The organism is Solibacillus sp. FSL W8-0372, from assembly GCF_037969735.1.
In the GTDB taxonomy this organism is placed as follows: Bacteria; Bacillota; Bacilli; order Bacillales_A; family Planococcaceae; genus Solibacillus; species Solibacillus faecavium.
Genome location: NZ_CP150204.1, coordinates 3,192,836 through 3,217,371 on the forward strand (window position 1 = coordinate 3,192,836; position 24,536 = coordinate 3,217,371).

Here is a 24,536-nt window from a genome sequence, read left to right on the forward strand (position 1 = left end):
TTATTTACCTCCCATACGATGAATGTATTCTTTTAAATCTCTCGTTTGAACAGCTATTTTTAGAGATTCTTTTGATTCTTTTACAACAGTTGTGGGTTGCTCTGGTTCGATTTTTGTCCGCTTAAAATAGGCAACAACGTCTCGAAACTCATTTGCACTATATAACTTTTCTTGAATACATTTATCAATCGCTGCTGGAATCCATTCTGGACTCTCTTTCGCAACCTTTTGGAACAGTAATAATTGATCTCTACGATAACGACCGTATGTATGGCAAACATCTTCAATATATTGCTCAGCATCTTCATAAGGAAATAATGTAAGCACTTTTCGTTGTAATTGATCGAGCGATGTGGAGCGATCACGTCCATGATTTAAATTTTTTATAAGTTTTCCTTTTTCTAAACTAATTGTGTGTTCCGCAAGAATTTCTCCAGTATGCGGTGCTAAAATTTTTAGTTTCTGCCCTTGGGGCACTAAATGTATGATTGGATATTTCGTATAAGTCCCCAATGGAACCGAATATCGATTTGATGCGTACCGAACTGTATTGTCCTTGTTCACATTCCTTGTTATAATTTCTGTATGGTTGCTTTCTATTATAGAAAGCGGTGTAGAGACTTTTCTTAAGTGTTGCTTTTCCAGGAGAAACACTTCGAAAGGTCTTTTTTTTGTTGTATTGTGCACTTTATAATTACCTGTACGTTCTAACCATTTCAAAGACCGATGGTTCCAATCTTCAAGTGTTGTATAGATGCGATTTTTAGCGAAATTATACTTAATGTATTTTACAACGTTTTCTATTTTCCCTTTAGACTCAGGGTCTGCTTTTCGACAGAGGTATACTTTAAACTTACGGTCTTTGACATACTGCTGAAAATCCTTCGTTAAAATGAGATCGCCGGCATTTTCACTTACCGCAATTAAATTATCTTGATCATAAACAATTTCATCTGTCACACCTTCGTAAAACTGAAAAGCCTTTTCATGGCAACCAATGGTGTCCCTTGTTGTAAAAGGACGATCTAACCAAAGGACATATTTATGACGAGAATGTGCTAAAACAAAGGCGATAAAATATAATTTTACTTCTTTGCCATCTGTTGTTTTTTGAATCGTTTGTCCCCAATCTACCTGTAATTGTTTGCCTGGTGGTTGTTCAATTACCGCTTCGTATTCTCGAGGTTCGTCTATCTTTTCAATTTGATAAATCTCACGTATTTCATTTACATAGCGTCTTACAGTACTTTCTCCAACATTAATTGATGGAAACTGCTCCTGCAGCCAATCTAAAATTTGTGCACCCGTTAAACTAGGATACTCACGTAACCAATTCACAATCCAATCCCGGTATTCATCTAGCTTTTTCTTTCGACCAGTATGACTAAATTCAATTACTGCATCTTCAAATGACATATCTAAATATTTATACACAGTATTACGTGAAATTTTAAGTCGTTTAGCAATCTGTGCAATTCTTAAACGACGTTTTCGTAATTGATGGATTTCAATATGTAACACAAGCTTCTCCTCCATTGGGACAGCCTCCTTATAAACTGATATTTCCAGTTTACAGGAAACTATTATTTAGATGAAAAGTGTTCATTTGAAATGAGCAAAAACTGTTAAGTTTATTTTAGCGGTTACAGTTGCTGCACCCCAAAGGCTTTTCAATTTCAGTACTTGGTTTTGGTCATAAATAATGACTACTACTTTTGCTAGCTTTAAAAGCTCCTCTAAATGATTATTCCCGTGGAAGTTGTTATACGTATCTGACTTAGTGAGTAATAAATGCGCCTCATCCACAAAAATGATATCCGCTTTTTTCTGCTCTTTTTGAAGTGTATTCACTAAAGGCGTTGGCTTCGCAAAGTTCTTTCCTTTTAAATGCTTCACCTGCTTCGCAATCCCTTTATACGTTTTAAACATTTCCTCATGATTCACGACTAAATAATTTTCAGTTTTATACAACGGCGAGGACGCTTCCTCAGCTCGCTCTTGAATCGTGTTGAAAATCGAACTTAATACAACACTCTTCCCTACCCCAGCTTCACCTTCGATAACTAACAGGCTGCCATATGCAGATGTAGCTGCCTGTACTTGTTTCTCGCAAAATTCGAGTACCTTTTCTTTTAATTCAAGTTGCTCCAGGGACAGCTCTTTAAAAGGAGATAATTTAAAAATGTCTTTGTTTTCAATTGTATGTAGCTCATGATCCACAAGCTTTTGCTCATATAGCTTCTGCCAAATTTCTTTAAACAACTGTTGATCATAGTACGGTTTGTTGTAGTAGTTGTGGGTAAAATCGCTGGCCATTTTACTTTTGTTTTGAAGTGTATATTTTTCATCACCAAGAAAGTAATTGATGAGTTTCGTTTCTAAATGGAATGTTGCAGATCGATTAAATTCCTCATGCTTGATGAGATTAATCTGGTCGATATTTTTACGTGCCTTTAAATGGGCCTTCATACGATTTTTGAAATAAACGGTTTCACCAATGTAAGCCTCTTTGTTACCGTTCAATACGTAAATAACAGGATAATTTAAATACTGCTCTGCGTTATTTATCTGTTTGATGCTATCTTGTTTGAATGACCAAGACAAGATTTCGATTGCTGACATCTTTTCACCTACATTATTTTAAATTTATATATGCGTTTTTGATTAACCGTTGTACAACTAAGTACTTGTAGGTTCAATGAGTTACTTAAACCAAAATATTGCCTTAATAATAACAAAGAACTAGGTAATAATCATCTTCCAACAACAATAAGAATTAAAATTTGATGTGAAATATTTCAACTTTGTTTTTTGGTTAGCAATATAGAGAAGTTACTGTCAAGAACGCTAAAGTTGAGATTTGGATAAAAAAGTAAAATATTCTAATAATTTTATTAATATTATCAAAAAGACAATAGTCTTCTTCTACGTTTTACCATATAATTACAGGTGAAGTATAATATGAATGGAGGAATTTACATGATTGGATTAGAAAAATCGATTATTTATGAATTAGGTACATACGAAGCCGAAGTCTATGACGTTGAAGTTTTTAATTACGAAGACGTAACCATCTCCATCACTTTAAAAAAGTATATGGAACAACAGTATTCTGCGGATTATAGTATTGAGGTAGAAGATCAAATAATAAATGGCGTAACAGGTATCTTCTCCACTAAAGAAGAAGCTATGTTTACTGCGGAAAAATTTATATTGGGGGCTTTGATTAGATAGTACTTATCTTCACTATATTCTTATCAATTTAATGTTTATCGCTCCAAAAATTTAATATTCAACAATTTATTTATAAATAACACGCCAATAACAATAAACGTTATTGGCGTTAAGTAGCTTATTCATAGTCTGCTTCTGGTTGAGTTATATAAAAACCCACTAAATCATGATTTTGTTCTAATTCTTCAATTATATTATTGTCCATATCTAATCTTGCTTTGACAATTTCTTCACAAGCATAAAAAATAACTTCATTTTCCCTAACTATATCTACTATTTCTTCCTTGTCATTAACTTCTAATACCATTTTCACACCACAATTACATACTAAATCTGGATCGTTAAACGCTGTTTGTAAACCTTCAAAAAAACAATCCTCACAATATTGCTTAATCTCCTCACCTCTAAAGTGATCTGTTGAAATTAATTCAGTTGTTGATTCCTTTAAGCATTTTTCACAAACTACCATTTTTCACATCCCAATTAAAGTATTTTAAGAGAATGAACATACACATGGAATAGTATCATCTGGTTGGAATAAAAACTTCTCTACTCCACTCGATTCCATATCTTCACGATATTGCTTTAATGTATATGGACCACCGTTTTTCTTTAAAATAGATACATCTTTATTAAAATGGTCACGAAATCGATTTTCCATATCTTCTTGTTCTTTGTATTGCTCTGGCCAAATTGCATAAAGTGTCGCATAGTGCTGAAATCCTCCACGCACACAACGACCACCGCAGTTGGCATGCGAGAAGCCGTTAATACCTTTTGCCACTAACTTTTGAGCTAAAACATTATCTTCAAGTTTTGCAGCTTCTACAGCAGCAGTATACATACGAGGTAATTCAATTCCCCATTCATACTTAATAATTCCTTTCGCATCAATATCCTCACGTAACGTTTCAATTAACGGAAAACGTGTCTCAATCGGCTCTAATGGAAAATGGGCATAGAATGAACGGATTCCAGCAGCTTTACGAATATTCATATCACTACTGTTCTCTTCAACAATATTATCACGACGTTTCACATGACTATCATCACGACGATGCTTTTCATGTGGAGCAATACCGAAGTATAAAATTGGCTCTACTTTTTCATTATCACGAAGCTCTTCCAAGTATATTAATGTTTGACGTACTTTTAATTCTTCCGAACATTTTGCTAAACGCGAGTTCCCTAGATATTTCATATCAAAAAAAACTTCTTCTGGTGTACGTCCATCCAATATTTCAGTAATTTCTAAACCTATATATTCTGATACTTCGTCCATAAAGCGTAAGTTATCTTCATCCTCCCACAAAGTGTTTGTAAAGAATAACTTACAATTCTCTTTACGATATGCTTGTACCATGTAGTAGGAAACATATGCACTACCAGCACCACCTGAAAACATCGCGATGTGTACACGTTTTCGTTCTGAACGAGGTAAATCAATCCCCCACTCATTTTGAATAATTTCCTTAATATTAACTTTTGTAGCTAAATCTTCAATTGTAAATTGTACTTGTACTTCAGGTAATAGTTGCTCAAATAAGCTTTTTATTTCAAAATTATCTGCCCAATCATTTTCAACACTTTCGATACAAATTTCATTTTGACCATTTAAATTTTTAGGGACTATCGGAAAATGCAATACAATATTTGATAAATCTTCGTACATTGTTTTAATTTGCTCCGAAACTGCGCATAACTTCGATATGATATTTTCATTAAAATTTGAATCTATCGATTTGTCGGTCTGTAACGTTATATCTGGTGTAATCAACTCTACCCCCAGTTTTTCTGCAACGTTACTCATAAATAACGCATTATTCAAATAAAGGGGTTCATCTGAAACATCACTAAATAAATCTATAAAAAATAACTTTATTACATCTGGAGAATACGTTTTTTGTAACTCTTGAATTGTATATGCACTATAAATCCCACCAAAACCAATTACAATATGCTGTTCCATACCTTCACCTCTTTATTCAATATAATCTTTAGTTAGTAAATAAATCATATATTCAATCTCATTTTTCGGAATGCTTCTACCAGCATTTTTCAATATGCGATCAATATTGGTATACACTGTTTTAGATTTTACCGAGAACTCTGTCTTAGTAATAATTTTTTTGTGATCGCCAACCATTAATATAATAGAGTTTGATTGATTTTCCGCTGCCATTTCAGACAAATTCACAGTCAATTCCTTAAAACTTTCCGTTAACTCACCCTCAAACTTTTCAAATGTCTTATCTGACCAGTCTTCAAGACGAACCCCTGTAAATAATTCTATAAACTCGTCAATCCACTCTTGGTTTGATTCTGCATAGTTTAAAGCTTTCACTAAGTCATTAGACTTTTTAAATTCATCATATTGATTTAACCAACTTAATAATTGCTCACGTGAATCAATCGATGTAATATTTTCAAAAGATTCAATTGCCTGTGATCGTTTTTCTTGAATTAACTCTTCAGCATATTTTTTCATTGAGCGCATTGAATCGATATCGCAACCAAATAATTTATAAAGTTCATTCAAGCTTTGCTGTGGTTTTACCTCAGTTTGCTTAATAAGCATACGGAATCTATCAAATTCCACAGTAACATTTTGTGAAATTTGTACATAACGAGGTAATGAACGTAACCATTTAACTAAAGTTCCACAAGTTTGAATCAATCTAGAAACATTTTGTCCTTCTAAACGATTTTCGTTGAAGTCAACAAATATTTCATCAATTTGATTGTAAAACTTCAAATGGTTATCCTCGATCTTTTCATATGAGTACTTATAGTTTTCTGCGCCTTCTTCTTCTAAAATCTCATAAAGCTTTTCTCCATTTAAACCAGGAATAAAAATTTCATTTCTATAAAGCATAAATTCACTCCAACGATCACGCAATAAAGCTACTAAAAGTAATGGTACTACTGGTTGTCTAATACCATATGGAGATGCTGTGAAGATTTTTATTAAATCAGCAAAATTGCCCATTGGCTTACGTTCTAATTGCTTTAAAATATCATGACGTAATTGTGCATATGGCTCATAATCGATTTTTTCATAGTCCATTGTATGAATATTTTCTTCAAAGTGCTTATTATTTTTAAACACTGCCGCATAAATTGCATACGCTGGACCGGTACCTGAAATACCAAATTGCGGTTCCTTTGGCTGCTCTAAAACACCATTAATTAATTGTTTTGCCCCAGCTTTTTGTTGTGAAGATAACTTCATTCGGTTAAATAAATCATTAACAATTTTAGGTGTTAAAGGATATAAACTTGAGCACAAATCAGATAACCATTCAGAAATATCTTTGTCTGATGTTGGTTTAGTAGATTTATCAACGTGATGCCATAAAAGATCTTTTTCTAACCTTTGAAGCTTATTAATATATTTTGAAATTGCAAACGTCGCTTCTTTTTGAAGAATTTTAATTTCTTCTAAAATTCCTTTATCCTCAGCTAGTAATGCTTTATCCTCCATAAATGTGTCCAATATTGCAGCATTGACAAGGTCTTTTTTTATGGTTTTCACTGGATTTGGATGGATAACAAAAATTTCTTTTTTAAAGCACTGCATATTGCGAACATACTCTAACAGTTTTTTCGGGTTCGTGTTATCTGGAATGATGTAATAAATATTGATATCGTAATGATTATTTTTTTGTCGATACTGATTTAGCTTTTGTAATTCAGAATCTAATATTAGTGTCACCTTAGCAAAGCGGGTCATTTCAGTTTCATCATTATAGTAATTTGGGAAGAAATATTTTGCTTTATTATTTGCTAGTAACTCCTTACGAACAACCTCTTGATTTAATACAAACGAGTCTTTTTTCTTCGTTATTTTATGCTGTAAATTGACTGTACTACCTGCGTGCATTTCCCATGCTGAGATAAGTGGATTAAAGCGAATTGCTTTAACATCTGATAAATGTTTTAACGCATACATTAACGCTTTATCTTCTAATAACAAAGCAAATTGAATGAAATCTGTTGTTATTTTTTGCTGCACTGTTAGATTGCAAATTTGCCATAGCGAAATAAATTTTAAAATCGCATCCGCTAATTCAGGATCTAGTTGACTGCTATCAATGCGGGATAATGCTTTTCGATACAAAATCAACTGCTCAGAAGTAGCATTATTTAAATCACCATCATCTATTGTTGCAAAGAAGTACTCAAAGAGCCTATTTGGTAAATAATATTCTTCCCCTTTTGAGATATGATTTTGGAGTCCACCAGTTTCTGTACTTTCTAAAAATGTAAATAGTGTACGCTCATTTTGACCAAATACCCCTGAAAGCTTCGGTAATAAGTAAAGAGTTACTGGATGTACCGGGTATAATGATTCAATTACAACTCGTTGACGATCTTCAACATTTAAAATCGGGAACAGCGGAAAAGTTTGAATTCCTTTCGTCATTTGGGGAATTAAATCCGAATGGATACCAGGTTTGTTCTCTAGGTTTTCCGACAAAATAACCTCAGCAATTTTTAAAAATGTAGCTTGGTCGCTAGAAATACTATATTGTCGTAAACGCTTTTCAACTCGTTGGAATTCCTTAGCAACTTCATCGTTAAAGCTCGTGAAATACTGTCTTAAGTTTTTATGAGTAATTAACATTACATGAAGCGCCTTTTCACGATCAGCGATTTCAGCTAAATCTTGAATATCCTGCATAGTTTCATTCATTAGTTCACTTGGTAGCCCTTGTAAGAAACGACCAAATTCATCATAAATAACAATAAATCCTAAGTTATTCTGATTAGCTATGTTTAAAAGATAATCTAACTTTTTAAGAAAACCATCACTATAATCAGCTTCAAAAGTTGCACCAGAAGTTAATTTTGGATAGACGTCATAGAACCATTGAATTGTTGGTTCATCTTCTCCTACAATTTTCTTAATTAGTTCTTCAAATTTATAATCTGCCTCTGTCATAAGCTTTTCAAACTGTTCAAACGTCGATGGAAAGTTTTTTTCCCAAACGTTAATAGATTCAATAATTTTTGCTGATATCCCTGGTAAAACGACTTCAATCCCTTCATTATGAACAGCTTGCACAATACCTTGAATAATGGACTTTCTAAATCTACCTTCATTACCACTTAAAGCAATAGGAATATATTTTATTTCTGTCTTATTAGCTTGCTGAATTTTTTCAGCAATTTCATCATTGAAATATTTAAATTTATTCGTTAATTTCTCAATACTGTTAGTTCTATTTGACATTAACGTGCTAACAACTGTTGCTAAGAGAGACTTACCTGTTCCGTATGCACCAACAATAATATGAGAACGATTACCTGTTCCTAAAAACCCATCTAATAATCCGATCAATGCTTCTGTATGCGATGGTGTTGGTATATACCGATTTACAAATTCTTCCTTACCGATATCAAAACGAATATTTACGCTAGTTTTAAATGTCATTATTATCCACCTAATCTTATTATAGCCTTGATTCTAAAAATTCTAACTCTGTAATTTGAGGTATTTTAACATTATCTAAATTGCTCGTACGAACATATTCTAATGGGTACTTTTCATCAGTTGCCAATTTATTTAAAATATCGATTGCTTCTGATTTTGAAATATTAAATACTTTTCCCCACAAAGTATCATTACTCATGATTTCATCTAGTTGAATTAACTCTACTTTTTCATTTTGAGAATAACGAAGTAATAGATAATAAAATGCTGTTAAATTTGTTGTGTCGTAGTTAACTTCATTTTTTCGTATTAACTCACTCTTATCCCCCGAACGCTCCTCTTTAATTAAATGCAACAATGTAAACGGACTAAAGATCGAATCCTCAGGATCATTTTCATCTGCTTCTTTCGTATATAACTGAATCAGAACATCAATATCGCGATCTAAAGACTTTTCAGAAACAGGCTTTGATTCTTTTGCTTCTACCCAAACTTTGAAAGCCGATTTCAGTTCTGCTCTTGTCGTAACTGTTTCTTTATATTTTGTAAAGAACCAATTAAATACCGTCGCAGTATCTCCCCTATTTAATAATAATTCTGAGTGTAAAATTGCAATTGTTGCTGGTTTTTCTAACAGTCGATCTTTTTCAAAAATAATTTTTCCAAGAGGTGTCAAAGTGTGATGTTTATTTTCCTCTTGAACTAGATTTAAAGCTGTAAGCCAAAACCTTAAAGAACGGACCATATTTTTACCTAACCCAATTTTTTCAAAATTATCTTTTTCATAAAAAAATGTACTGTTATTATCAACGTGTTTTAATCCTTTACTAATCCATTTGTTTCTTAAATAGAAACTTTCATGTCTTCCATAAGCCACTTTTGTTCCCTCTCTTTTTCTGGTCACTATACCCAGCAATAAAATATTTAATGATTCCAATGTCTCTTTTCTTACTGGAGAGACTCCCCAGTAAACATTATAGCAATTTATATCTTGAATAGCGAATATACATTCGGATTTTTACTAGTAACTTCTTAGATTACTTGTAAATTTACGGTAATCAACTTAATTTTAATATTTTTATATGTAATGAATTTTAATGTATTTGGCCCTTGTCTTTAAAATATTAGGGATATAAGGTTATGCTTTGAATTATTAGCGTCCCAAATGAAATTCAAAAACATTATGTATTGCTGATATTTTCTCGAATTCAAATAGTATCTTGTTAGAGTGCGTAATTCGGCGATCGATTTCAAATCATAAACGAGAGACCATTTTCACAATATTAGAACAAAAAGGCAGGGAATACCTGCCTTTTTCGTTTAAACCAATTGTCGCATTCTTACTAATGCTTCAGCTTTTTCACTCTCTGAAAGATTATTGAACAGACTAATAACTGCATCAATATTTAACTCTTGCATTCTTATTTGAACAATTTTTTTGGTATGATCTAACACTTCAAATGATTTTTCAGTTAAATAGTTCGGTGTGTCCATTACCCTATTTAGCCAAACTGTACATTCTTGAGCAGACCATTGATTTACAGCTTTACTCTCAACTATATATTCCCTCAACCATTCCGTTTCTTTTACCGTTAAACGATCTTGAATTTCTAATTTATAATTAGCTAAAATTAGAAGGAAATCAACTTCTGACTCAATTTCTTCCCACTTACGATTTAAAATTTCAAATTCTTGTTCAACCTCAAAACGATTATCTTGTTTTACGGAAATGATTTGTATGTCATTTAAGAAATTTTGTACATGGTTCGCAGCTTCTTCTATACCTTCACGATCGTTCTCATTAATATCCTTATTTAAAATGGCTTTAACCTTTTGGAAGAAGCTCTGGCATTGGCTTAAATTTTGAATATCATAAATTGTATCGTAAATTTCTGCAACTTCGTCATTCAAAGCTTTTAAAGCCATCTTTGCAAGTTCGATTACTTTAGTAACCTCATCTCCGCATTTCTGCTTGTCTTTTGGTTGTAGCTTACTTGAACCTATTAATGGAAGGAGTTTTTCGCCTAAATCATGAATTTCTACTAATTTAGAATACCCTTGAAAAGACTTAGGTGTATTTCTAACAAAATCATTCACCTTATCTTGAATTGGATCTAGATTATCTAATACTTTATCAATTTTAGTAATTAGTGCTTTTGCTTCATCACGATAATTATAATTATTTAACTCTTCTACTAATCTTTTGCACCATTTTTCAAATGCTGTTGCTTGACTGCGAGACTGACATTTTAGATTTTTCAAGAATTCAGAGAATGTATTTTTAAAGTATTGATGTGCTAGTGCTTCAATTTTCCGAGCTTCCTCAATTTGTTCATTGTTATAAACGTATTTATCAGAGTTGCTAATATTATCTTGAACAAGACTACAATCATTTAGCACATTAAAGATACCTAGTAAATCATCATTCTTTGAGCGAGCATCCGATAATTTTTGTCTTAATTTCCCAAAAAAATTATTTGTTTCGTCACATAAACGATTACCTTCTTTTAAGATAATCTCCATATTGGTAACTTTATCTTCTAAATCTGCAGGAATGTCTTCTTCAATTTTTAATTCAACAAATTGATTATATAAATCTTTAGCAACATTTACATTTGCATTTTGTACAGCTTTTTTATAGAGACTTAAAAACTTATTTGCAGATTCATCAGGTTTTACTTGCACTACTCTAGTGTCTAACATCAATTTTAAATTGACAGCTTTATCTGTAAATACTTTCGGTGCCCATTCATCTAAACGAATACGTCCATCATCTAATTGAGTTTTTGTTTCTTCACGACGAGAAGCTAAATAAACGGCAACTAGTAATGATAACGCATAATCGTTAATACCATACGGAACCTTTTGATATTTGTCAAAAACTGACTGAACATCGAAAGAACCCTCTGTTTCAAGTAATTGATCCCACTCGCTAAAAATAGATTGTATTTTAGGATTTCTAGGAGCAATTAAATTATAGTCCTCATTCAAAACAGCCCAAGATTCTACTGATTTTTGATACAGAACAGATTCGATGCGTCCTTTAATGTCCGCGCTTTCCGCATGTATCGTTTGATAAATAACGTTAGAAAGAATAATTCGACAAATACGTGATAACCCTTTTTTAGCTTTACTTAATGTTGTATTAGCAAATTCCGTATATGAAAATGGAATGACTCTCGTATACAATTTTTCAAATAACTCATTCGTAATAATTGATAAACGACTAGTTACCTTTACGATTTCTGTTGATGAAACACGTAAATGTTCACCAGCCAATTGACTGAAAGCACCTTCAAGTACTAATTTGGCCTTCTCCTGGAAGTCATTAATAAAACGCTGATACTTTTCAATTTCCTGCCTATGAAAACTTTGAGATAATCGATAATCTGCTACAGCATCATATAACTTATTTTCTTTATCATCTAAAATAAAGAAAATAACCGGTAGCTCATCAAACTTCTCACTCCTCAACAGTTTTTGAATATCTGCAATCTTTTTCGATTCATTATTGCTAGGGATGTATAACCAAATAATTTGTCCTTTTGGCTTATCAGGTTCTAAAGCTTCTAAGTGCGTCATTTTAATTTTTGCTAAGCTTCTAACGTTAATATCATTGATGTGCATAATTGTTTGTGTAAATTTCCATTCCCGAGTTCGGACAAAATTCTTTATTCCGAATGCAGTTTCAACTTCAGCTAGTGGTAATTCATCATTTAAGCCCATATCAAATACTGCTGACATATCAATTTCAAAATTACGCTTTTTCTTGCGAAGCAGTAATTTGAAATCGTTCACACCAATTGCATCAGCGATAAAGTCGAATACGTTTGCCACTTCATCATAACTTAAAACACCATACTGTTCTTCTAATAATAGAATCGTGGCTTCTATATCCTTCATATTTTTATTCGTGATGTATGAAAGTAATTCTATTGTTTCAGTACGACTTTGTGTTTTAAAACGACCGATACGACTAATTAAAACTGCTGCTAGTATTTCTTTGGCAGGTTCGTCAATTTTATCACCATGTTTAGTTAATATTTGGTTGTATAAAATACAGTATTCACTTTGCTTACGCCCTTCTTGCTCGGCTGCTAACAATTCATTGAAAAACTCTGAACGAATAATTCGTGTTGCAGGTACTAACATTAAATCTCCAAATTCACTGACTTGGTGATCTGTTAGATCATTAATCATTGTTTCTAAGAAGGTTAAAGTTGAGCGTTGCTGTAACCAAGATGAAAGATTCGATAAAATCCAAGAAGTTAATGGATGTAATGGATAAATCCCTTCAAGAACAACCTTTTTAAAATGTGAGTAGTTGCTCCAAACACTTGAATTACCTGCATCCGGCAACCATTTGATAAGCTTTTTGTGAAATAGTTCCCATTCACTATTATTTTTTTCGAGTTTCGCTGTAATTAATTCTCTAAACGCTTTTGTATCCTTACGTTCAATTAAATTCGCAAAAATCGTCTCAAGGTTTGAAGATAAGTGCATTTTTTCACTTGATTCATAACGGCCTACATAACGATTAATATTCGCTGTACGGTCGACACGTGTTAGATATGATTTCAAGTCCGATTGAATAAAGCCTAAAAATACGATTTTATCGTCTGCATTTTGCACTGCTTCATAAATTTGTTGTAATGCAGCATCTGAAGCTTTTGTTGGGTTATTTGAAGCAAATTCAATATAACGACCAAACTCGTCAAAAAATACAATAACTTTATTGAATGGCTCACGATCACCACAAAGCCTATCTGAAATTTTTTCTAGTACATCACCAGCGGAAATTCCTTCATCCCAACGAATATATGTACCATTGATTTCTTTATAGACTTTATTAATTACTTCGAACACTTCAGAGTCAGCTAAAATATTTCCGATTAAATATTCCTTTAAGTTTAATTTTGCACTCGAATTACTTAGTGACCCTGCAAATACTTCATACTGCTCTTTATAATTATCAAATGTATTTTCAACAAATACTCGTGCTATATCATATGATTTTGTTAATTCTTTTAAAAACTCTGTATCAATATTCTGTACATTTAAGGCCTTTTGCGTGGCATTTAAAATTTCATAGTTTAAGTTAAAATCACGCATACCATTTAGCATCAACACTAAATTTGGCTTTAGCTCATGCTTTGCCACTTGCTTGGCGATATCGCTATCTACTGACTGTAAATTTTTTAATACAACTTTTTGTGCATAAACATTACCACTCAAAAAACTTGCCATTGCTACTGATAAATGCGATTTACCTGTTCCGTATGGTGCAATTGTTAAAAAGAAATTTGAAAGAGGACTTTCACCGTAAACCTTATCTACCAATACATTCATAAATGATGCTGTATCTAGTAATCTATGGCTCTTCACAGTAATCTCATCTGTTGATACACCAAAATATTCTGGTCCATGGAATACAAAACTGCTAGCCACTTCAAGTTGTTTTTGAACATTGTAAAACCAATCTACCTGAACTGCACCATTAAAATACAGCTCTTTTTTAAAACGAATCACATCCTGGAATTTATACATTGTTGCTCCTTCCACTTAATTAAAAATTATTTTAAATAAGTAATGAATATAGATTTTTCATACAATGTTCTGCACTTTGATTTTTAATAATTGTGATTGGTGATAATTGAGCATTTAACTTCACTAATCCTATATCTTGCATTAAATCCAGAACGTCTCGGATTTGTTTTTCATCCCATATAAACGCTTTACCGAAATTTAAAGTATTCAAAATGTCATCAATTGTAATCTCGGTTTGATCTGGTAACAGCTCTTCCCATTTAGAAAGGAGCGCAAATGCATAAACATAAAGATTTTCTCTTTTTAGTTTATGCGGGTTCACTGAATACTCTTTATCTTCAATTTTAATTAGACCTAAACTTCCTAACGATAAATCACTTGTATAACAAGTTCTGAAAGGAGTCAGATTTACATTCGCTTCAAATTTTCGCTCAATAGCATTTTGAATTTGATCATTATTAAAATTGTTCATAACTTTCGGTATAAACTCATTAAATAAGTAAGACCATAACGAAGCCAGTGAGTGGCTATCAACTAGCATTGTATGTAATAACAATTTTGAAAGATTCTCTACCATATATGGATCTTCCAATAAGACTAGTTTCCCTAATATTGTTAATTCACATTTGTACTTTCCAGAAACTTTTTCAAATGTAATTAGCTTCATTGCAGCCGCATAGTAAATATGCGGCTCGACTTTCCCTGAAGACTTTCCTGTTGGAATTGAAGTTTGCTCTGAAATTTCCTCTTTCGTTAAAAAATCTACATTTGAATTAGCTAATGATAATATGCGATTTATTGATTCTGTTTCGGGTGCGAAAGATTGATGAAAGTTAAGGTGGTACACTTTCAACTCAAGATTACTCATTCTTATTTTTTCCTTTCATTCAATGGCGTTACCTCAATAATATGCTTCGTCTTCGGTCCTAGGCTACCATCTGGCGAGCGGTTGGCCCCTACAACTACACATTGCCCTTTTGCTAATCTCGATAATTTAGATGCCCAATTTTTTTGCTCATTGCTTTCTGTACTTAAGAAACTTGCAATATTTTTGTTATCACCTTCTGGCGGTAAAAAGTGCACTTTTAAACTTGCGTTTTGGAAGCGAGTAATCGCATCTTTTGTAATAGGAAGTTGTAATGTTTGAGTTGCAAATAAGCCAGACCATCCAAACTTACGTCCCTCTGTTAAAATACGAGCACTTGGAGAATTCTCTGACTGATCTAAGTTTTGTGCTTCATCAAGAATTACAGGAAATGGTATTTCAACACTGCCATGCGATAAGTTATAGCTCCAAATATCCCATAAAATAAATTCTGTTAGCAGCACTTGAATATCACGATTAAATCCTGTTAACTGAACGATAAATACTTTACCGCTAGCTTTACGTAGCTCCGACCAATCAAATAGGTCTTCTGTCTCAAATGGCTTTCGATCAATTAAAGGCTCAATTTTTGATAATACGGTTTTTGCACTACCTTTATCTAAAGCCTCTAGTTCACTTCGTAAATATTCTAGGCTCATTTTATCGCCATATTTATTTAAACCGTTTAATGTAGCACGATAAATTGCATTTTTTTGCTGATCGCCAATACCGTTCTTTTTATATACTGAATAGAAAATACTAGCAATACGTTCAGCTACATCAATCTCAGACTCTAGATCGTATTCATTTTCATCATATTCTTTCATATTTCGTTTAAACGGGTTAATTGGGAATCCATTGCGTAGAACATTGAACTGAATAATGCGATCTTCCATTGCTGCTTTAAAGTCTGAGTTTAACTGACTAGATTTAAAGCCATCTGTATAATCAAAAATCAGTGTTGAAATATTATTATTTGCTAACTCTAGTAATAAGCATTGCATAAAGTATGTTTTACCTACACCAGATGTTCCCGTAATTAACAAGTGGCGGTTTTCCAATTGTGGATGACCATATTCCCAATAGATATCTTTTAGCGTTTTTGGATCTCTCCCTAACAGCACTCGTGCATCCATTAAATTAACAACATTTGTAGACGGCGACTCTCCTTTGTCAGATGTAGTTTGCTGTGAATAATCTGATTCATTCGCTAGTGAAACTTCAGATTGATTTTTAGGCTGCTCTTCAAATTTATCTTTTATTTCTGTTTCTATCCCAACAGGAGTTAATTCTTTTTCAAGATTCTGTACATCATCATTAAAGTCTTGCTTTGGAGCCACTTTTATCACTTGCTCAAATTCCTCTTCTGCACTGCCTAGACCAATACTTGGTTCCTGTTCTTCATATGGTATTTCTTCCACTTCAACATTCCCCCTGACTTTTTGCTCCTTTATATACTCGTTAAATGAATGTTCATCATCAGCAAATGTATCAAACTCTTCATTTAAAGCATCTTCAAACTCAACAGTTTCTCGCTGCTCTTGGGGCAACAAGTGTTTCTGAATATATAACTGACCGTATGCCTGGTGATGTACCTCAACATCCGTATTACCTAATGGATATACCTGTATGTCTAATTCTTCTGCGTTATAGTCTAACCAATAGGTTAATAATGTTGTCTTCCATTCAATTGTGAATTCACCATTTAAAATTTTCATCAAATCACTGTTTAATTTTTCACGACTTTGGTCATCAGTTGTAATATACATTGGTGAGAATGCTAATAGTCGGTAGAGCTGCGCAAACCAATAACGACGGTCATGATTTGTAGAATCCTTCGAGAATTTTTCTGATAAAAAAGCATAGCCGTTCGTAAGTTGTCGAAGACCTTTTTCAACATGAACTGGTTTTTCTTTCCCCATTTTACATTCTACAAGATTCGCTTTAATATGTAGATCCTCATCATTGTAATTACGAACGATTTCAAGCTCCAATAAGTCTGGACGATTGGGTTCATTAATAAACCAATGATTGTATGAATCTAAAGAGATAAAGCTTTTCAACAGCGTCTCTTCTCTAATTTCTTTAATCTTTAAAGATTCCACTGCAAACAATGACGCCAAATAACTATGAATTTCATAATCGTATGGATTTAAAGCTTTTAAAATTTTGATGCCATCTAATACTACCGAATCATTTAAACAATATTCAGCTGCTCTTGAATACATATTTGAACTCCATGAAGGAAATAATTTGCAAAGTCGTGTTTCTAATCGTCTTTTAATATCCTCCTTCATATCTTTTGAAGCTGAAATCGCTACGTTTAGCTCTCCATATACCCCTTCACCGGTAGAAAAGCTAATAATATTTTCTTTATTAAAAATTTGCTTATCTAGACCCATATCTATACTTACAACCCAGCGTGCTTTTTCATGTAAGACTTCTAGAATCTTTTCAATTCCTTTTTGGACTGAAAGAACTTTTTCTACTCGGTAAAACTCATTTTCTTTCGCATAATTATTTTCTGTCCAGAAAACTAATTGTGAATGAGCAAACGAAGCCTCAAATTGCATTTGGCTAATCGAAACACGTCTTTCTGCCATATCGTTTGGTGCTGGAATTGGATTAAACACCATTGGGTATTTCATCTCGCTCGGTGCAATCTTTTTCCCTTTGTTAATTTGATACTTTATATCACTAGTAATTAATAAATTATCTACAAATGCTAAGTCATACGATTTATACTCAAGCTGTTCCTTTAATTTTTCAATTTCATCAGCATTATACGTATTAAAATGTAAATTAAATAAGACATTATCATCAACGTTGAATGTGTCATCTAGCCACATTTTCACATAATTTTGAGCTTTATAATTTATTTTTGAAGTAAGAATATCAATATTTAAATTAATTTTCTCTATATATTTTTGATGTTTTTTTATATAGTTTCTGATTCCCTCAATAACTGGATATAAATGATTAAAATTGATGAAACACAATGATAATGCATCTATACTTGAAGGAAATGTTTTAATATATTCATCAATATGTGATTCAATAATTATCGCCTTCGATGAGTTTGTCTCTATTTCTTCTGAACCATCTACATCATCTGCTACGCTCATCTCCATTAAATGAGAACTATCAATAATTTGCGTTCTCGTAGATTCTCCATGCAAAGCAAAATGTCCAAGTATATGTGATGGTGCATGATAAATATTTTTTGCAGTAATTAAAGAATCTACACCTGATAAGATAGCAGATTTATTTCGATAACGATTAAATTCATCTAAATAAGGTTTAATTTCTTCCTCATTTTCGTCAATTAACTCTTCTAACACTAAATAAAGTCCTCGACGAATAAATGATTGTTGTGCCTCATATTTCTCTAGCATTGCTGGATGAAAAGGCGGAATAATGGCCCCCTGAACCTTTTTATTTAATTCTTTAAAGTCTTCTTCTTCGACGAATGTGAACAAATTAGATATTAAATAAAAATGATCTTTTTCATATTGCGGATACATGCTGTAGGCCTGCCATAATTCATTATATACTGTAGTATAAATATTAATTAGTTCGGCAGCCGCAGTGGTTACATCTAATTTTTGAATTCTCAAAGCATGATATATGCCATTATCACTGACTGCTAACACAAATTTCATAAATGGCTCTATTATACGAAATAGCTTATTTACTACTCTATTTTCATCAATAGCCTCAGCTTTACCGGTTTTTTTAAAAATAGGTAAAGTATCATGAAGCATAATTTCAGTATTATTCAATTGATAATGGAATGAAGCTGTATCAGTACTTGTTAGTAAGTTACCTAAATTTTTCACTGTAAAAATCGGTAGTTTCATTTCATTATTTTCCGCTAATTCCGCTTTAAAGTATGGCATTAAATTAAATGATTGTAACCAATATTCATATGGATTAAACGACCACTCAAATAACCATTTATCTTTTTCATAACCTGAAACTGTAATTTCAAAGTTGATTTTTGAAACTGCATTTGGTGATTTACTAAAATCAAGGTTCACACTAGCTCTATCTTTTAGAGCAAACGGATCTTCATTACTACGGTATTGTAGCTCGAAAATATTTTGCAATTCTACATTTAAATAGTCAATTAGACCACCTAGCGCAATACAAACCTCGCTCCAACGATTATTTTGGTCTTCGTCTAAAATACTATCTGCTAAGTTGACACCTGTTACATGAAACTCTATTTTATCAGACATATTTAAACGTTCCGGTAAGCTCGCAATTACTTCAATAATCATCTGAGCATACGCTTGCATTGGGTCACCTTTAATTTTTTTGACCTTATCTCTTTTTACAGTTGTCCCGGTTATTCTAATCCCTAAAATTTCAACTGTGATCGTTTGGTCAAATTGCGCTAATTTCGGGCGTAAAAAATCTAAATTTTCCCCTTTAGCAAAATCAATAACATTATTGCGATAATTATCGTATGATCCAAATGTTTGATTAATTGCCTCTACATACTCATCATAATTAATTGCAGATTCAAACTTTTCAAATTTCTCTACTAGTTTTTTTTCAGCACTATTACTTAAGCCGCTTTTATACGCATCTCGCTTAATAAATTTCACACTAGCATCAAATAATTTAAATGTTTTACCTTTGTATAGTTCATTTAACAACTTATTACTCACCGTTAAAATATTGGGCAAACTAAATTCTCTCCATAAATTCCCTAAAATGAATTCTACGATTTCATCAATATCATATAAACCATGTTCTAACACTGTGTCCGCAATATCACTTACTTTTAATAAGTCTAAAGGCACATGTTTAAATATACTTGTAAATAAATTATTAATAATTTTTACAGAACGCTCGTCCTCTTCATCTATTGTTCCGAAAAACTCAACGAAATTCCCCTTATATTTCACATTCATATCCTCAGGTGTAATAGAATAAAAATCAGCTAGCCCACCGGTATCTTGTACACTTTCTGTAGCAAGTAAAACAATTGATTTTTTAGATTCACCAAATTCATTACGCAGTTTAGTAAATCGTTGATTTACACTTACAAATCCTAAATGCATCATTTCTCCAATTTCAACTGGATATTCCTCTTTCCAGGCATCGTACTTTTCTTCAGAAAGATGGACTTCAATATTAGGAATAACAGTTGTTAAATGTTTGGCAACTTCTAAATAAATAGTAGGATGATTGAAATAATCCAAACGAATAAATGATGCACTAGCTGTACTACTAATATTCTGTTTAATTAAATCACTTAATTTCTTAATATATGTTTTCATTAATTTCACCCTTTGAATGGATTTTCAACGATTGATGTAGCATCGGATAAATTCTTTAAGAAACCACAGTTTCTTAACAACTCTAAGAAAATACGCTCATTTTCATTAAAGTCATTTAAATATGCAACATCATCAAAATGTAGTTCGGCTTCTTTTGGACCAATAATAATATTGTACTGTTCATAACATTTTTGTAAGAATGTTGTAAATAATAATCGTTCTCCCGGGCTAATTAATGTTAAGACTAAAATTTTCACCAAGTTCTCATCTAAAGTCATGCGCATATTCACACCTGTTGGTGGAATTACTAAGCCAATATCTTTACCTAGTTTTCTTACCAATAAGCTCGTATCCTTTGCCGCATCTGTAATAGCATTTTTCTTATGACTTTCTTTTTCTTCGTCATAAGCATTGAAAATTGCTCTAAATAAATTTTCTTCAAGTTGCTCGTAACTTTGCACTGCTTGTTTACGAATTGCCCCCTGCGTTACTTTCGTTAAATCGATTACCAAAGGCTGCTTTTTCTCAATGTTTAAAACTTTATTTGAACGATGCGTCATCATACGAATAATTTGTATAGCTATTAACATCCCTAATAGTTCTACTTTTTCAAATGTATCTAGTTCGCTATTAAGTAAATTTTGCAATTCCTTTACTGTATAAGGTGCTACATCTTCATAATCTTTAGGTATTACTTCAATTTTCTTTTTAATATAATGAAAATCTTCTTTAGTCTCTTCTAAGTCAATAAAGTCCTCCCACTCACTTTGAACAAAATCTGCTAATGAGCTTAATTGTGGAATAGATGTCACCAGTTCTTTCAATTTATTAGAAATTATTTCGCGACACTCGGGAGGAAATTGCTTTAATCCTTGAAGTACGTGTAAATAATACACTTCTCCACCACGAGCCATGAACATATGCTGATTGAATTGAAATTTACGATCAATATCTATTAATAAGTTTTTTTCAGGCTGTAAAATTTCTGAACGTGTTTTCTTATTACCAATTGATTCTGTAAAAATGATTTCTGGTGCTAATGGTAATAATGACTGTGCGAACCATGAACGCTTACCTACAATCCCATTGTATCCATAAAATAAATCCTGAATTACATCTAATGCAAATTCATGATTATAAGCCGAAGTTTCAACTTGAATAGATTGTTTTAAATGCTTTCGATGCTCCTCTAACGCAAAACGATCTACTTCAAAGCGTTTTTCTAAATCACTACGGTTAAAAAAGATAAAACGCTTTAATCCCATTCGTGGTGTTGGATAATAATAAATTTGCTTAGATTCATCTTTTAAATCATTAAAATAAAACCTATCGCGCTTCACTTCATCATATTTAGTTAGTCCCTCACTTTTCGGGGATATAAAAACTAATAAAAATTCTAGTAGGTATTCATATAATGTTTGGTCCTTATATAAACGATGCCCATAAGTTTGAATTTGTGAATTATGTTCATTAATACTGTAATCATCATAATTCGGGAAAAACTGTGAGTTCATATTCATCTGCCTCCTAATTAAAATAGAGTTTTTTATTATCCATATCATATTCAATATCGATAATTTCTGAACCCGTTAATGTTTGAATCAATAATTTAATGGCTTCATCTCCGTCATTAAACTTATACTCTTTATATAACTGGGCTTTTAGTTTGTTAATACCATGAGACAAAACTGGGTTTAATTTTGTGGATAAAGAACCATTGGCAATCTGATAAAAATATTCTAAAAGTGGCAACGATATAATATACTCATTTGGTAAACGATCAAATTTCAATACTAGTTGGTTGATTGATTTGTCTGAAATAGCATTTTCTCTTTTTACAACCTCTACAGACAAACTTTGATACTCCACTTTACCGATTAATAAATAAACATTTTGATTATTCAATCCACTTCTTTTTAATGGAAGATATAGTATTTTATTTATTGAAATATCGCTATTATCACCCATTATTAAAATTTGAAGTGCTTTAAACACAATCTCTCTTAGTTGACGTTTTTGATGAACTCCTAATTTATTTTTTTGATAATCTAAATATTTTAGATACACCGGAGAGTATAATTCCCCAAATAAAATTTCTTTTTGGTGTTCATCAACATCAGAGAATAAAATTTGCATACGCCGCATTGCTTTTCGAATCTTAATTGATTCTTCTCCGTAAAGCAGATAATTTGTATTTACTATTTGTTTTTTTGTATAGTCTCTCCAAATGCTATTTGATATTCCTCGAACATCATCTACCAATATTGAAAAATCTTCTTTTACAAATAATTCTTGGTCGAATAATAATTTTTTTTCATCTAATTTTAATTTTTGAATTTCAGTAATAGATTTAATCTTTCTAGCATCATTGTTTACTTCAATACCTACACAACCAAAAAATAAATTACTTACATGATAATCAAATAAAATTCTTTGTTGATTGATTACATTAATTTTGTGACACTGTAAATTACCGGTAATGGCAAATGATAAGTGAGATAAAATTTGCCGAATCGTTAAACGTTTATCATTTTCAGCTAACCAGCGATAATAATTCATCGCAAATTCTTTAAACTTTTCTTGGTTATTTTTTAATGTCCTATAATTATTATGAATTGGACACACTTCTTTTAAATTACATGTATCTGAACCTTCCCATAACTCTTCATTTAAAATGTTATCAATTAAATTTGATACAATTCCTGTATTATCGATTAATGCTAAATTAATAACTAGGACAGAGATATCCCCTATATAACCCTCTTCAAATGAATTTTCATCCATCAGCTTTAATATATCCATTTCAATTTCGCTCAAATCAAAATTCGATTCCTCAAAATACTTTTTAAATGCATCTATTAATGTCCCTGTGTTAGAGACAACAATACTTGATCCTTCTTCCGAAACAACCTTTAAGCCCCTTTTAATACTTTCAACCTGTTTTTCTGAAATAAGTTCACTCATATCTTTAACATAGTGAATTTTTTTATTATTAAATGAAGTTTCTACAATATCTTCCTCTTCTAACGGCACTCCCGACTGAATACCATTAAATTGACGCAAAATTTGGTGTAACAAACTTGTTTTTCCATCACCAGCATGACCTGTAAGTAAAATAAACGTTGGCTTTGCTTTTATTTTATTTATTAAAAAATCTCCAAGATTACTTTGTACTCGGATTTTTTCATAAAAGGGATTAGTAAATTGAGATTCTGCAATCGCGTTGTCATTAGAACTATTCGCATTATTCATAGATTGTAAATATTTGATATAATCTGTATGCATTGTTACACTCCAAATTCATTATATTTGTAAAATTATATTGATAGTTTTAATTATATATTATTGTAAACAGAAATTTCCTTTTTTCTATAGATTTTCTATATTAAATTTGTATAAATATGCTCATATAGTATGCAATTCTATTATCCTATAAAAAACCCATACAATTCCGAAAAGTAAGGCGATAATATGACATTTAAAATTCGGTCAAACAAAACTAGCCGTCACCTATTATATTTATTTTCATTTACAAAACTAATATCCAGCAGCCTACCACTTATCTTCTAAACGGTCTTTTTACATCTCTCTTTGATATTAAACGGCATATTTTAAGCCACATTAAAACCTGCTAATAAAAAGGATTGCTCCCCTGATTATAATACTCATCGATACTGTATACTAAAGAAAAAATGCCAAAACCCTAATTTATCAAGGGTCTTGGCATCAAATGAAATTTAAAGACTTTGTAGTATGGAGACGGTGGGAGTCGAACCCACGTCCAGAAGCTCCAATACGCCGGCTTCTACGCGTGTAGTTTGTCTATTTGCAATTCGCGAATTCTTATGCCGACAGACAGGCGTCCGAATCGCTAACCTGGAAATCTCTTACCGTTGACTCAGGTGGTGCCAACGATCGTATCCCACTTAAGTTGAACCCAGCGTAGTCTACATGGGCGATAGACAGGCTGAGTGCTACGCAGTATTAAGCTGCGAAAGCGAAGTTTTGTTGTTTGCCAGTTATTATATAACTTCCGTTGTTGACGAAGACGAGACCTCCGACGCGCGACCAGAGCTTGAACCACCCCTGTCGAATCCGTAACGTCCCCGAGTAGTAGTAAACCCGAGTTAAGTTTCGGCATGAGCGAGATGCTCATTAAAAC

Annotated in this window: 12 protein-coding genes and 1 other RNA gene; 1 reads left to right on the forward strand and 12 read right to left on the reverse strand. The window is 32.2% G+C overall.

Annotated features, from left to right (window positions below; translation table 11 throughout):
• Positions 1-1,521, reverse strand: coding sequence for an IS21 family transposase (gene istA, locus MKY13_RS16410; RefSeq protein WP_318245237.1), 1,521 nt, complete (start codon positions 1,519-1,521; stop codon positions 1-3).
• A gap of 81 nt (positions 1,522-1,602) precedes the next feature.
• Positions 1,603-2,622, reverse strand: coding sequence for a DNA/RNA helicase domain-containing protein (locus MKY13_RS16415; protein WP_339213940.1), 1,020 nt, complete (start codon positions 2,620-2,622; stop codon positions 1,603-1,605).
• Between the two features lie 357 nt (positions 2,623-2,979).
• Here MKY13_RS16415 and MKY13_RS16420 point away from each other — a divergent pair, with 357 nt between their 5' ends.
• Complete coding sequence (locus MKY13_RS16420) at positions 2,980-3,234, forward strand: hypothetical protein (protein WP_339213942.1); 255 nt, start codon at positions 2,980-2,982, stop codon at positions 3,232-3,234.
• A gap of 118 nt (positions 3,235-3,352) precedes the next feature.
• Here MKY13_RS16420 and MKY13_RS16425 read toward each other — a convergent pair whose 3' ends face one another.
• The 10 genes from MKY13_RS16425 to ssrA all read right to left on the reverse strand — a co-directional run bounded on the left by MKY13_RS16425 (position 3,353) and on the right by ssrA (position 24,482).
• Positions 3,353-3,703, reverse strand: coding sequence for a hypothetical protein (locus MKY13_RS16425; RefSeq protein ID WP_339213944.1), 351 nt, complete (start codon positions 3,701-3,703; stop codon positions 3,353-3,355).
• A gap of 24 nt (positions 3,704-3,727) precedes the next feature.
• On the reverse strand, positions 3,728-5,203 hold the full coding sequence (locus MKY13_RS16430; RefSeq protein WP_339213946.1) for a hypothetical protein: 1,476 nt from the start codon (positions 5,201-5,203) through the stop codon (positions 3,728-3,730).
• 12 nt (positions 5,204-5,215) lie between these two features.
• Positions 5,216-8,671 carry a hypothetical protein gene (locus MKY13_RS16435; RefSeq protein WP_339213948.1) on the reverse strand — a complete coding sequence of 1,152 codons (3,456 nt, stop codon included), beginning with the start codon at positions 8,669-8,671 and terminating at the stop codon, positions 5,216-5,218.
• Between the two features lie 19 nt (positions 8,672-8,690).
• Entirely contained in the window at positions 8,691-9,608 is a 918-nt protein-coding gene (locus tag MKY13_RS16440; protein WP_339213950.1) for a DUF4007 family protein, read from the reverse strand.
• A gap of 383 nt (positions 9,609-9,991) precedes the next feature.
• Positions 9,992-14,218 carry a hypothetical protein gene (locus tag MKY13_RS16445; RefSeq protein ID WP_339213952.1) on the reverse strand — a complete coding sequence of 1,409 codons (4,227 nt, stop codon included), beginning with the start codon at positions 14,216-14,218 and terminating at the stop codon, positions 9,992-9,994.
• Between the two features lie 31 nt (positions 14,219-14,249).
• A complete protein-coding gene (locus MKY13_RS16450) occupies positions 14,250-15,086 on the reverse strand; it encodes a DUF4007 family protein (RefSeq protein ID WP_339213954.1) in 837 nt (278 codons plus the stop codon).
• Between the two features lie 2 nt (positions 15,087-15,088).
• Positions 15,089-20,374 (reverse strand): DUF87 domain-containing protein, encoded by a 5,286-nt coding sequence (locus MKY13_RS16455; RefSeq protein WP_339213956.1) that lies wholly within the window; start codon positions 20,372-20,374, stop codon positions 15,089-15,091.
• Between the two features lie 5 nt (positions 20,375-20,379).
• Positions 20,380-21,888, reverse strand: coding sequence for a hypothetical protein (locus MKY13_RS16460; protein WP_339213958.1), 1,509 nt, complete (start codon positions 21,886-21,888; stop codon positions 20,380-20,382).
• Positions 21,889-21,901: 13 nt separating this feature from the next.
• Positions 21,902-23,659, reverse strand: a complete 1,758-nt coding sequence (locus MKY13_RS16465) for a hypothetical protein (protein ID WP_339213960.1) — start codon at positions 23,657-23,659, stop codon at positions 21,902-21,904.
• 466 nt (positions 23,660-24,125) lie between these two features.
• Positions 24,126-24,482: a transfer-messenger RNA gene (ssrA, locus tag MKY13_RS16470) on the reverse strand.
• Positions 24,483-24,536 lie beyond the last annotated feature (54 nt).

Coding starts and splice junctions, on each gene's coding strand:
- MKY13_RS16415 (WP_339213940.1), bottom strand. CDS start 2,622: ATGTCAGCAATCGAAATCTTGTCTTGGTCATTCAAACAAGATAGCATC.
- MKY13_RS16420 (WP_339213942.1), top strand. CDS start 2,980: ATGATTGGATTAGAAAAATCGATTATTTATGAATTAGGTACATACGAA.
- MKY13_RS16425 (WP_339213944.1), bottom strand. CDS start 3,703: ATGGTAGTTTGTGAAAAATGCTTAAAGGAATCAACAACTGAATTAATT.
- MKY13_RS16430 (WP_339213946.1), bottom strand. CDS start 5,203: ATGGAACAGCATATTGTAATTGGTTTTGGTGGGATTTATAGTGCATAT.
- MKY13_RS16435 (WP_339213948.1), bottom strand. CDS start 8,671: ATGACATTTAAAACTAGCGTAAATATTCGTTTTGATATCGGTAAGGAA.
- MKY13_RS16445 (WP_339213952.1), bottom strand. CDS start 14,218: ATGTATAAATTCCAGGATGTGATTCGTTTTAAAAAAGAGCTGTATTTT.
- MKY13_RS16450 (WP_339213954.1), bottom strand. CDS start 15,086: ATGAGTAATCTTGAGTTGAAAGTGTACCACCTTAACTTTCATCAATCT.
- MKY13_RS16455 (WP_339213956.1), bottom strand. CDS start 20,374: ATGAAAACATATATTAAGAAATTAAGTGATTTAATTAAACAGAATATT.
- MKY13_RS16460 (WP_339213958.1), bottom strand. CDS start 21,888: ATGAACTCACAGTTTTTCCCGAATTATGATGATTACAGTATTAATGAA.
- MKY13_RS16465 (WP_339213960.1), bottom strand. CDS start 23,659: ATGCATACAGATTATATCAAATATTTACAATCTATGAATAATGCGAAT.